Origin of the sequence: Roseivirga pacifica, assembly GCF_900111145.1 — a bacterium.
Taxonomy (GTDB): Bacteria; Bacteroidota; Bacteroidia; order Cytophagales; family Cyclobacteriaceae; genus Roseivirga; species Roseivirga pacifica.
Map to the genome: position 1 here is coordinate 1,716,074 of NZ_FOIR01000001.1, position 12,423 is coordinate 1,728,496.

Here is a 12,423-nt window from a genome sequence, read left to right on the forward strand (position 1 = left end):
CAAGTCTATTGCCAATGTTGTTAGCGCGACTGTAAAAGCGAACCGTTTACTTGATTTTGTAACAAGCCAGGGTTTAAGAATAATTGAATACCTTTTTTGTACACCTCGTTTGTGTTGTTGTACACTTTGTAGAAAGCATCATCATCAAAAAGGTCGCGGGCAATTCTTGCCTTTATCAGGTGCTTCATAAACTCTTCTGACTTAGCTAATTGCTTGTTGCTTCTGCGAATACCTTTATCTTCCCCAATAGCCACAATGTCATCAATCATTTGCTTGGTTACTTCAAACTGCTCAATGAACTCGTCTGCCGTTAAGTCTTTCAGTTCAGGGTGTTCGTCTCGATAGTCCAGCGTGTATTCACGAATGGTATTGCTTGCTACCAATCGATTAATGTAGATACTGTTGTCGGCTGTGTCGAGCGGCACGAAATAGTCTGGCATAATGCCGCCACCGCCATATACTTTTCTGCCCCCTGAGGTTTCGTAGGCTAGGTTCTCATCAAAATGAACACTGTCTCTTGAGAATAATTCGCCAGAAGTATATCGTTCGTAGTAATCAGAGTTGTAGCTGGCTTCACCATCATCGTAAGGCTTTTGAATAGAGCGGCCACTTGGTGTGTAATATCTGGCAATGGTCATGCGTAGTTCAGAACCATCGTTCAGATCGAAGGGGAGCTGAACCAACCCTTTACCGAAAGACCTTCTACCAACAATCAGTGCACGGTCGTTGTCTTGCAATGCTCCGGCAACAATTTCCGAGGCAGAAGCCGAACCTTCATTCACCAATACCATTAGCGCTCCTTCTTTATAAATCCCCTTGTCAGTGGCAAAAGCCTCGCTATCGTATTTAGCACTTTGCCCTTTCTGACTTACAATCAGGCTGCCTTCCTCCAAAAACTCATCACACATATTAATGGCCGCACTCATGTAACCACCAGAATTATTCTGTAGGTCTAGAATAAGCTTCGACATGCCTTTTTCCTTCAAATCTTCTAAGGCTGCTTTAAATTCTTCGTAAGTTCTTTCTGCAAACTTGTTCACTTTGATGTAACCAATTTGGTCATCAACCATATAGCTGGCATCAACGGAAAACTGCGGTATTGCGCCACGCTTTAACTCAAAATCCAGCACTTCATCTTCGCCCCTTCTAACCACACCTACATTTACTTTTGTGCCTCTTGGCCCTCTTAGCATGTCGAAAACTGTGCGGTTGCTTATGCCCACACCGGCTATGGTGTCATCATCTACCGTCACAATTTTATCTCCCGCCAAAATACCTGCAGCTTCAGATGGGCCGCCTGGTAGCGGATTCACCACATAAAGTGTGTCGCGCAGAATGTTGAATTCTACGCCAATGCCATCGTAAGTGGCTCGCAGCTCTGACTGTGCTAACGCTAGGTCTTTTGGTGGAATATAAACTGTATGTGGGTCGAGCTTATCCAACATGTTTTGAATAGACTCTTCCATTAGTGACTCAGTGTCAACCGTATCTACGTAGTCATTTTCTATATACTCAAGCAGTTGTTGAAACTTCTGGAAAGAACTCAGGTACTTTTTGTTGCCTTTAGGTTCTGCAAAATTCTTTCCGAGCATAATGCCAATAATGAGCGCTACGGAAAGTAAAATCGGAAGTCTTATATGAAAGGAGGAGTTGTTCTTGTCACTCACGCGATTGAAATCTTTTTTTAAATATTTCACAATCTTACCCAAAACATGGGTAAATGTCATGGTATCAATCTAACGAATTGATTTGGTTTGTGTTTTCGCTTTTCTACTGCTGAAGGCGAAAAATTAAGGTCAAAATTATTAGATTCGTTTTACCAATCTCTCAAATGGAAAAAATACTTCAAAGAAAGCTAGTTGATTTAGTCGCTGAAAACCACATCAGAGCCTCTGTGCTCTATTATTTTGGGGTACGTTATTATGATTACAAAGGCGAAACACTGGCAGAAGTATGCAAAAAGCATGGTTTGAGGGAAGAGACCTTGATTAATGCTCTCGACTTAATAGCCGATGGTTCGCCTACCACTTTGGCGCAAATCAAGCGTTTTCCTGTCGATTTGGTGATTGAGTACCTAAAGCATGCGCACTATTTATTTGTGAAGAAGCGCCTGCCATATATCGGTCAGCTAATTGAGGGATTAACCGAAGTAAACGAGCGTTACGAGGTGCTTTCAAGAGATTTGAAGTCAATATTTCCCTTGTTTGTTGAGGATTTTGTAGCGCACATGTATGAGGAGGAAGATACGCTCTTTTCATACGTAAGAGATATGAGCGCCTTTATTAAGGGTGAGAAGTCAGGCTCGGATTTAATTTTCTCAATGGAGAAGTTTTCTATCAAGGAATTTGCACTTGATAATGAAATGCACGAGAACGAGATGGATGGCTTTAGGCAGTTTACCAATGGTTATAGCTATTCAGCCGATGCCGATTTGCAGATCAAGGTGCTATTTTCAGAGTTGCAACGCTTTGAATCTGACCTGAAAATTCATGCTAAAGTAGAAGATGAGGTGCTTTTACCAAAGGCGCTTCAGCTTGAACGACAAGTGAAACTTCGCTTTCACGACCTTTCTAAATTAAATTAATGGGACGAATTTTGGCCATAGATTATGGCACCAAACGTGTGGGCTTGGCTGTAACCGACCCACTTCAAATCATTGCTTCACCCTTAGATACCGTACATTCCAAAGATGTAATAGCGTATTTAAAAAAATACAACGAAACTGAAGGTATAGAAACCTTTGTTTTGGGTATGCCTAAGAAGCTCGATGGCACGCCAACCAATGCAACTCCCCATGTAGAGCAATTTCACAGATTGTTACAAAAACACTTTCCGGAAAAACCTGTTTATTTGCATGATGAAAGATTCACCTCGAAAATTGCGCTTAATGCAATGATTGCGGGTGGAGCAAAGAAAAAAGACAGGAGAGATAAAGGTAATATTGATAAGGTGAGCGCAGCGGTCATCTTACAGTCTTACTTGGAAAGTAAAGGTTTATGATTTACCCGATTGTTGCTTACGGAGATAACATTTTAAGAGCAGAAGCAGAAGATTACCCACAGGATGCTAAGGATTTAACTCCATTAGTGGAAAGCATGTTCGAAACCATGTATAAAGCCAATGGTGTTGGTTTAGCGGCACCACAAATTGGTATGGGCCACCGAATTTTTGTGATTGATTCTACCCAAATGGGAGATGAAAATCATGAGGGTGTGAAACGTGCTTTTATTAACCCAATTATTCTTGACGAATATGGGGACGAATGGTCTTTTGAAGAGGGCTGCTTGAGTATTCCGGATGTACATGGAGATATTATTCGACCGGAAAAACTTACCATCAAATACTTTGATGAGCTTTGGAATGAGCACGAAGAGGAGTTTGATGACCTAACCGCGCGTGTTATTCAACACGAATACGATCACCTAGATGGTGTGCTTTTTACAGACTACATTAAAGGCCTTAAAAAGCAAATGCTACGTGCCAAGTTGGTGAATATATCAAAGGGCAAGGTGGATGTAAAATACCGCATGAAATTCCCGCTTAAGAAGTAACAAGCGTTTATCCAGTATTTGGAAGACGGTTATTTACCCTTGCCTTTGTAGGTGAGGGTTTTTTGTGTTGATCTGATTTAAATAAAAGATTTGGTCAGACGATGGGGAGAATGTTCAAGATGTTATTTGCTGTGAACAATCCTTGCCATAAGGATTAAATGACTTTGTTCGCATGGGATAATTCCTATTTTTGCAGCATCCATAAAACTTAATACACATTTTATGCAGCAACTCAACGATTTTCTTAAGGTAATCGATAGCTATATTGGTAGCTCATGGTGGTTCCCTTTTGCACTTTTAGGAACGGGACTCTTTTTTACCATTTATCTTAAGTTTCCACAAATCAGGTATTTCCGCTTTGCTTTTAACGTAGTTAGAGGAAAGTACGATAAAGAAGGAGATGAGGGTGATACCTCTCACTTTCAGGCGTTAACCACTGCACTTTCGGGTACTGTGGGTACAGGAAATATTGCAGGTGTAGCGCTTGCCTTGCACTTGGGTGGCCCTGCTGCATTGTTTTGGATGGTAATTACAGCCGCCATAGGTATGTGTACCAAATTTGTGGAGGTAACGCTTTCGCATAAGTATAGAGAGAAAGCTGCAGATGGTTCAATGGCTGGTGGGCCAATGTACTATATGAAGAATAAGCTGAACATGAAGTGGCTCGCAGTTATTTTTGCTATAGCTACGGTTCTTTCTTCATTCGGTACGGGTAACATGCCGCAAATCAACAGTATTGCTGGGGCGGTAAAATCTACCTTCCAGATCGAACCATGGATTACTGGAGCAGTACTTTCAGTGATTCTGGCTTTTGTAATTATTGGAGGTATTAAAAGGATTGCTTCGGTTACAGAAAAGTTGGTGCCAGCAATGGCAGTAATTTACTTCTTGGGCTGTTTTTCGGTAATCTTCGCCAACATTGAGAATGTAATTCCTTCTATCATTTCGATATTCTCTAGTTTGTTTACCACAACTGCCGCTACGGGTGGTTTCTTAGGTGCTACAGTAATGTATGCCTTTAATACAGGGGTTGGTAGAGGCTTGTTTTCAAACGAAGCTGGTCAAGGTTCTGCGCCAATTGCACACGCATCGGCCAAAGCGCACGAGCCGGTGTCTGAAGGTATGGTGGCTATTCTCGAGCCGTTTATCGATACCATCATTATCTGTTCAATTACAGGTTTAACTTTACTTTCGTCTGGCGCATGGCAAGACAAACACTATAACGACTTTGCTGTAACGGATATGTCGGTTTTGGTTGGTACGGAGTATACTGACGACAACAAAGAAGACAGAAAAGCATTGAAAGAGCACTTGTCGGGTGAAAATCCTTTGCCAGTATTTGACGGAATGTTGCAGGTAGAGAACGGAAAGATTGTGAGTGATGTAACTGTGATTCACGCGCGTTCTGTTGCCGAAGAAGTGGTGGTTAACGAGTCTTTCGGTGGTGCCCCACTAACTGGTGAGGTGGAGATTAAGGATGGAATTTTGCAAGATGCCAGTATCTCTTTCTACGGAAAATCATTGGTTCATAGTTCTCCGCTTACGGCCATTGCCTTTACAAAGGGATGGTTAGGTAATGCAGGGCAATACATTGTGTCAATTGGATTGTTGTTGTTTGCTTTCAGTACGGCAATTTCTTGGTCTTACTATGGAGATAGAGCAATGACATTTTTGGCTGGATCTGGTTCAGTAAAATACTATAGAATTGTGTACGTAGCTGGATTCTTTATTGCTGCAATTGCCGATACCACAATAATTTGGACAGTAGCCGCAATTGCCATTGCGCTAATGACATTGCCTAACTTGGTAGGTATTATCATGCTTCGTAAAGACATGAAAAACACCATCAATGATTATTGGTCGGGCTTTAAGAAAGAGTATCCGGATGAGAAAACGCCTGAGTAAGGTTTGATGATCTTAATGATAAAAAAAGCTGTTTCGGTTACCGAAACAGCTTTTTTTATGCTACAATTTCTACCCCACGCCAAAAGGCTACTCTTCCTTCTATGGGTTTGGCTAGTTCTTTGGTCTCAGGGTAATACCACGCTGCATCGATATTTTCTTTACCGTTAACCATTAGGGTGTAATAGCTCGCTTCACCTTTCCATGGGCAATTTGTGTGCGTTTCGGAAGACTTAAAGTAAGCTTTGTTAATTGATTGAGAAGGGAAGTAATGATTTCCTTCAATCAGAATAGTCTCGTCACTTTCTGCCAGTACAGCATCATTCCAAATAGCTTTCATACTTTTTATTTTACTACTAAAGCATAAAAAAGGCGCCTTTGTTCAGAACAAAAGCGCCCAATGTTTTAAAATGTCCTATTAACGACTAAAGTGCGTCATACTCAGCATCGGCATCGGCAATGCGCTTGGCCATTTCGCGTTCGTGATAAACACTTTGCTCTACGGCTTCGGCTACCACTTTTGCCATTGAAGTGTCTAAGGCAGAAGGAATAACTTCTTCGGCAGTAGGATTTTCTACATACTTGGCAATGGCGTGTGCAGCGGCCAATTTCATTTCGGTACTAATTGTACTTGCTCGGGCTAAAAGTGCTCCTTTGAAAATGCCTGGGAAAGCCAACACATTGTTGATCTGGTTGGCGAAATCGCTACGGCCTGTGCCTACTACTGCTGCACCTGCGGCTTTTGCATCTGCTGGCATAATCTCAGGAGTTGGGTTGGCCATTGCAAAAATGATAGGCTTATCGGCCATGTTTTTAATGTCTTCCTGAGTAAGCAAGTTACCTTTACTCACACCAATGAATACATCAGCTCCTTTGATTACTTCTTGGATTGAACCGTCAACATCATCAAAGTTAGAGTATTTCAAAAGTTCGGTTTTAGCTTTGTTAAGGTCTCTTCTGAACCTGTGGATTGAGCCTTTGCTATCGCAAACAATCAATTGCTTAACCGACATGCAAAGGTCAGAGTCGATACCAAAGCAACGAAGAAGTTTGGCAATTGCAATACCAGCGGCACCGGCACCGTTAATTACCACTTTCATTTCGTTAATGTCTTTGCCAACTACTTTGGCAGCATTAATTAGGGCGGCTAAAGTTACAATTGCTGTTCCATGCTGATCGTCATGAAAAACCGGAATACCAATATCTTGAAGCTTCTCTTCAATTTCGAAGCTTTCTGGTGCCTTGATATCCTCAAGGTTAATACCACCAAAAGCAGGAGAAATCCTCCTAATGGTTTCGATAATGTGGCGGGTATTTTTGCTGTCGATACAGATTGGAACTGCATTTATACCAGCAAATTTTTTGAAGAGCATGGCTTTACCTTCCATTACCGGAAGAGCCGCTGTTGGTCCAATATCGCCCAACCCAAGTACTGCCGTACCATTGGTAACCACCGCAATGGTGTTGCCTTTCATGGTTAGGTCGTAGGCTTTTTCTTCGTCCTTTTCAATTTCCAAGCAAGGCTGGGCCACGCCAGGAGAGTATACTAAAGAAAGTGTTTCGGAATTATCTACAGGGATTTTGTTGGTCATTTCAATTTTGCCCTGCATTTGTTTATGCAGTTCAACCGACCGTTTATAAACATCGTCCATGATATTTTCAATAGGTTAGTTCGTTGATGTATGGCCAAATGGCCTATTTGTTATTGAGGGTGCGAATTTAAGTCAGGATAATTTGGCTTCCATCTTTAATTCTTGATTTCTTATGAAATAGAGGTAATCTGCTAGAAAATAGGCGCCAATTCCAGAAAATATGTGCCAAAGAAAGTGAGTTCCGAAAGAAAAGATGTTTGTGAAATCCTGATCTACCTGCCTGAAGTAAATAGCCAGCACAAAGCATATGGCGCCTATAACTATGTTGTAAGACTTTTTGTACTCGTATTTTCTGAGGATAAGAAAAATAGGGAGCAGAAAAGATACACCACTTATAGTATAAGATGTATTGATGCCGCCTTGCCCTGGGAACCACTGAATAATGCCAAAACGAAGAAGGAAAACTGGAGCTACAGCCAACAGGCCCATCCACCATTTTGGCAGTGCTTTGGCCCAAAAGTAAACCGTAATGCATAATGTGAGCAAAAGGGCTGGCATAAAATCCATGTAAAGAAATATTCTGGACGTTCGCAATCCATGAAAGAGCGTGCTGCCCAATCCATTTAAGAAAAGTAGTGGAATGCAAAGCAGCAGAAATTTATACTGAAGAGGATTCTTCCTAATCTTCCAAAGAAAGTAAACTGCAGGGGCAGCTATGGCCAAGGAAGAAAAAGCGTTCCAAGGCTCAACAATTAGATTGTCCGTAATATGCGTTTCGGCATACCAAGGTCCTCCATCTGTAATTTGAAATGGTCCAAACATCACCGCGTATTTCCTGACACTAACACGTATTAACTTACGAAAGTTGTGTTACACTTGGGTTTTTGATGAATAAATAATTTCAAATTGTCAGTGATGCGGTATTGTGCTTAAAATATGGTTACGCCCAGAGTTTGACGTAATTTCCTTCGGCATCGTACTGTTGTGTTTGTCTTTCAATATTGAATTCTCTACCACCTCTTGGGTCATTGCCAATACCAGCAATATAAAGCCAGTTGCCATAGTTAGATGCAGGATCGTGATCGATCAGCATTTTTTCAAAGTATGCTGCTCCCAAGCGCCAATCAATCCGCATGCGATGAATAAGGTAAGAGGCCACAACTTGTCTACCTCGGTTGCTCATAAAGCCCGTGCGATTGAGTTCATTCATGTTGGCGTCTACAAATGGTTCGGTGGTTTGGCCACCGGCCCAAAGATGAAAATGCTTATTGGTACTCCATGTTATTTTCTCCTTGCTGGTTATGCCTTTTCTTCGGTAGAGTTTAGCACCATGCTGTAGTGCTACAAACTGAAAGAAATCTCTCCAAATCAATTCGAAAATGAGCCAATAGGTAGAGCTGTTTTTCTTAATGTATTTTTCGAATTTTTTCACTTGCCAGTATATCTGCCTTGGCGATATACAGCCGTGTGCTAGCCAGGGAGAGAATTTGCTTGAATAGTCACCACCAATCAGGCCATTTCGGGTTTGTTTGTAGTTGCAGAGTAATTCCTTTTCCCATAAATAGTAGTTCAGTCTTTCCAAGCCTTGAGATTCGCCCCCAGCAAAGTTTAGCACACTTCTTTCATCGTAAAAAGGTCTTTCAAAGCCGAGCTTTTCTGGAGTAGGTACTTCATTCCCGAAGTTATCGGGACTTTTGACATTGAGGGGTGACTTGATTACAGGTCTCACCTTTGCGTTTTTTTCAACCGCCTTTCTGAAATCTGTAAAAACGCCAGGTGTATCGATAATCCGAAAAGGTAGGTATCGCTCGTGAAATAATGTATGCCCCCAAACAAATTTGCATGGAACAAGGTGGTTGAGTGCGGTTTGAAGTGTGGTTTCTTCATAAGCAACCAGGGCTTGTGCATATACCCCTGCGCAGTTATACTGTTGATATATCGCGGGAATTTGTTCCAATGGGTTGCCAACTTTCACGAGTAAATCACTACCAATGGCTTTGAGGTTTTCTTTTAGCTCGCTTAACGACTCTAAAAGGAAGTTCAGCCTAAAATTACCCATGCGTTTTATGCCGAACTGTGTTTTATAAAGCCAGCTTTCATCCAAAACATAAACAGGGATTACAGCCGTATTCTCCTCTACCGCAGCCTTAAAACCAGGGTTGTCTTCCAGCCTCAAATCATTTCTAAACCAATACACTACCGTACTCATAACTCCTCAATTTTGTCTAAGTAAAGAGCTGCTTGTTCAAGTATTTGGTTTTGATCTTTTGCAGAATTTTTATCCCAAACTCTGTAAATCATACTCATGCGAGGGTTTTTTGAAAGCTTGGTACGATGCTGATCTATGAAATTCCAATAGAGACTATTGAAGGGACAGGATCCTTCGCCCGTTTTTGCCTTGTAGTTGTAATGGCACTGTTCACAGTAGTGACTCATTTTGTGCATATAGTTGGCCGAAGAGACATAAGGTTTGGTAGCTACTATACCACCATCGGCATACTGGCTCATACCTCTGGTGTTGGTAATTTCTACCCATTCAATGGCATCTATATAAATACCTAAATACCACTGGTCAACTTCATCGGGATGAATACCTGCGAGCAATGCGAAGTTTCCTGTTACCATTAATCGCTGTATGTGATGTGCATAGGTATGCTCGAGCGACTGCTGGATGCTGTGCGAAAGGCACTTCATTTTTGTTTGGCCGTTCCAAAACCAAGAGGGGAGGGCACGATTGTTCGCGAAGTAATTTTCACGAGAATACTCAGGCATGTGCATCCAGTAGATTCCGCGCATATATTCGCGCCAACCTAGTATTTGGCGAATAAAACCTTCGGCTGATGATAGTGGAATGACTTCCTGATGATTTCGCCAATATGTTTCTACAGCTTCAATTACTTCCTTTGTTGAGATGAGCTTTATGTTGAGCGCAAAGGAAAGCCTGGAGTGAAAAAGTGACCAACCTTTGGTGGTTAAGGCATCCTGATATGTGCCAAAGTCTTTTAGCAGGTTTTTGCAGAAATATTCGAGTAAATCGAGCGCCTCTTCCCTTGTTGTAGGCCAAATGAAGTTCTCTTGAGCTACCGAGCCAATCGATTTAATTCCTCTCGATTCAAGTAGGTTTACTAAGTCATTTACCTTTTTAGCATAAGTTTTTGGTGGTGGAACCTGAGTGTTTTTAGGCATTTTGTTGCGGTTTTTATGGTCGTAATTCCACTTGCCGCCTTCGGGTTCGCCATTGTCCATGAGCACATCATGCTTTTTGCGCATCATTCGGTAAAAGGGTTCCATCAGAAGTTGTTTCTTTCCCCCGAAGAAGCGCTCTAATTCGTTTCGTTCGGTTAGAAAATGTTCGGTGTCGAATACTGATGTTTCGATGGATAGGTCTTTGCAAAATTCACAGAGTTGCTTGTCTAACCGGTACTCGTCTGGCAATTGGTATTCGAACCTTTCAATGTTGTGCTCCTCAATTAAGTTTCTTAGGTTTTTGGTTAGCTTCTGTTGGTTCTCCTTTTCATCCAGTTTTAGATAAATCACTTGGTGCCCTTTGTTTTCGAGCATGCCGGCAAAACTTCGCATGGCCAAAAAGAAGCCGATGATTTTTTGAATATGGTGTGTGGTATAGTTGAGCTCTTGCTCCATTTCCATCAACACGTATATATGTTGAGGGTCTGTCTTTTTAAACCAAGAATGGTTTTGGTTCAACTGATCACCAAGAAGGAGTCTGAGCGTTTTCATGCTTTAATAGTTTGCCTGTTTCCCCTGCATCTATTGCTACAGTAGCGGACTTCTTCCCAACAGTCTTTCCATTTTTTGCGCCATTCGAATGGCCTGTTGCAGACAATGCAAATTTTAGTCGGCAGGTGTCCTTTTTTCATTTAGCTGTAAACAGCTTGTTTAATGAAATGTTACTGCATTTTTCGGTTGGGCAGGGTGTGTTTGGCTAATATCTTTTGTCCCTCTTTCTTAACTAAATCCGATTTTTTGTGCTTCCAAAGTGCTTTTCTGGCATGTTCGGCAGCCTGCTTTATATCTACTAGTGGCTTTAGGACTGATGGCGATATGCCTAAAAGTTGCGCTTCAATTGGTGGAATGTTCCATGGTTCGTGAATGTATTGTGCAGGAATATTTGCGAGTTCAGGCAGCCATTTTTTAATAAACACGCCATCGGGGTCATGGTCTTGCCCCTGTTTAATTGGGTTGTAAATTCTAATGGTATTTATCCCAGTTGTTCCGGCTTGCATTTGAAATTGGGTGTAATGAATACCCGGTACAAAGTCTAAGAATTGAGAGGCCAAATAAACGGCTCCTTCTTTCCAGTGTTGCCATAAATGATGTGTTAGAAAACTGACTAACATGGACCGCATTCTAAAATTGATATAGCCTGTTTTATGAAGGCAGCGCATGCAAGCATCAACCATGGGGATTCCAGTACGGCCATTCTTCCAAGCTTCAAAAAGTGTTGGGCTGTGCGTTCTATTCAATTGGTTGTAACCGCGGTTAATGTTTTCAAACTCATAGCGGTCTTCCGACTCGAATTTCTGAACAAAGTGATCGTGCCACTGTAAGCGCGAACCGAAAGCTGCTAGGTTTCTTAGGTTTTGTTCTGCCTTTTTTGCAGCCATTCTGGCTTGGTAAACTTCCTTCAGGCTAATGTTTCCCCACGCTAAGTAAGGCGAAATTCTACTGCAGCCTGTTCGGCTGGCCTCAGGCTTCGAAATGGAACTGTTGTATCTGGCAACTCGCTCGTTGAGAAAGCTCTTGAGATACTTATTCGCATAAGTTGCACCGCCTGGTTGAAAGTACTCGTTACGCTCTTGGAATACTGGTGGGATACTATTGGCGAAACTAGTGAATGTACTTTTATCTGTTTTTATGGTTTTAAGTCGACTTAAATCGGGCGTTTGAATATCTTCTTGCATTGATTTGTACCAATTGTCTACCCACGATTGTCTGTTCTTTAGCCCACGAACTACTCCGTTGTTGGGTGTTTCATGCCAATCAATTCTGTGTTCTTGACAGAATCTATTCACCCACTTGTCAATATTATAAGTCACTTGGAGTCCCGTTTCTTCGTGGGAATAAATTGCTTTGATGCCATAGGCCTCGTTTAGCTTTGAAAGTACCTTGGTGAATGGTGCGTGTACAATTTCCAAGTTTTGATTGAATTTGGAGAGTAGTACTTGCATGTCGGCAAGAGACTCCCAAACAAACCGCCAGTGACGAATATCATAATGAGGGTTTTTTATTAGATCAGGCTCGAAGCAATATAAGAGCACTAGTGGAGTTTGAGACTCAATGGCTTGCTTGAGTGGTGCATGATCCCTTAGGCGGAGGTCCCGCTTAAACCAAACAATGGATATCTGCTTTTTCACCAG

At 41.8% G+C, this 12,423-nt stretch carries 12 protein-coding genes; 4 read left to right on the forward strand and 8 right to left on the reverse strand.

Translation table 11 applies throughout. The annotated features are described in order from the left end of the window. Positions 1-20: 20 nt before the first annotated feature. Positions 21-1,727 carry a S41 family peptidase gene (locus BMW98_RS07630; protein ID WP_245733509.1) on the reverse strand — a complete coding sequence of 569 codons (1,707 nt, stop codon included), beginning with the start codon at positions 1,725-1,727 and terminating at the stop codon, positions 21-23. Positions 1,728-1,831: 104 nt separating this feature from the next. Between BMW98_RS07630 and BMW98_RS07635 the strand changes: the two genes are divergently transcribed. The 4 genes from BMW98_RS07635 (at position 1,832) to BMW98_RS07650 (ending at position 5,456) form a co-directional block, all read left to right on the forward strand. After that, positions 1,832-2,584 carry a hemerythrin domain-containing protein gene (locus BMW98_RS07635; protein WP_090257912.1) on the forward strand — a complete coding sequence of 251 codons (753 nt, stop codon included), beginning with the start codon at positions 1,832-1,834 and terminating at the stop codon, positions 2,582-2,584. Next, positions 2,584-3,000 (forward strand): Holliday junction resolvase RuvX, encoded by a 417-nt coding sequence (ruvX, locus tag BMW98_RS07640; protein WP_090257913.1) that lies wholly within the window; start codon positions 2,584-2,586, stop codon positions 2,998-3,000. Before BMW98_RS07635 ends, ruvX begins: the two co-directional genes overlap by 1 nt. Then, a complete protein-coding gene (gene def, locus BMW98_RS07645; RefSeq protein ID WP_090257914.1) occupies positions 2,997-3,551 on the forward strand; it encodes a peptide deformylase in 555 nt (184 codons plus the stop codon). The genes ruvX and def overlap by 4 nt, the downstream gene beginning before the upstream one ends. 222 nt (positions 3,552-3,773) lie before the next feature. Then, positions 3,774-5,456 (forward strand): alanine/glycine:cation symporter family protein, encoded by a 1,683-nt coding sequence (locus BMW98_RS07650; protein WP_090257915.1) that lies wholly within the window; start codon positions 3,774-3,776, stop codon positions 5,454-5,456. Between the two features lie 55 nt (positions 5,457-5,511). On the opposite strand, the gene BMW98_RS07655 is transcribed toward BMW98_RS07650, so the two are convergent. From BMW98_RS07655 to BMW98_RS07685, 7 genes are all read right to left on the reverse strand, one after another. Then, on the reverse strand, positions 5,512-5,793 hold the full coding sequence (locus BMW98_RS07655; protein ID WP_090257916.1) for a DUF427 domain-containing protein: 282 nt from the start codon (positions 5,791-5,793) through the stop codon (positions 5,512-5,514). 85 nt (positions 5,794-5,878) lie between these two features. After that, positions 5,879-7,063 (reverse strand): NAD(P)-dependent malic enzyme, encoded by a 1,185-nt coding sequence (locus BMW98_RS07660; RefSeq protein ID WP_281492474.1) that lies wholly within the window; start codon positions 7,061-7,063, stop codon positions 5,879-5,881. 114 nt (positions 7,064-7,177) lie between these two features. Further along, positions 7,178-7,867: a ceramidase domain-containing protein gene (locus tag BMW98_RS07665; protein ID WP_090257918.1), complete on the reverse strand. Its 690-nt coding sequence runs from the start codon at positions 7,865-7,867 to the stop codon at positions 7,178-7,180. Between the two features lie 118 nt (positions 7,868-7,985). Beyond that, entirely contained in the window at positions 7,986-9,254 is a 1,269-nt protein-coding gene (locus BMW98_RS07670; RefSeq protein ID WP_090257919.1) for a DASH family cryptochrome, read from the reverse strand. Beyond that, positions 9,251-10,783, reverse strand: coding sequence for a cryptochrome/photolyase family protein (locus BMW98_RS07675; protein WP_090257920.1), 1,533 nt, complete (start codon positions 10,781-10,783; stop codon positions 9,251-9,253). The genes BMW98_RS07670 and BMW98_RS07675 overlap by 4 nt, the downstream gene beginning before the upstream one ends. Further along, entirely contained in the window at positions 10,780-10,923 is a 144-nt protein-coding gene (locus BMW98_RS07680; protein ID WP_090257921.1) for a DUF2256 domain-containing protein, read from the reverse strand. Before BMW98_RS07680 ends, BMW98_RS07675 begins: the two co-directional genes overlap by 4 nt. A 30-nt stretch (positions 10,924-10,953) precedes the next feature. Further along, positions 10,954-12,420: a cryptochrome/deoxyribodipyrimidine photo-lyase family protein gene (locus BMW98_RS07685; protein WP_170151086.1), complete on the reverse strand. Its 1,467-nt coding sequence runs from the start codon at positions 12,418-12,420 to the stop codon at positions 10,954-10,956. Positions 12,421-12,423 lie beyond the last annotated feature (3 nt).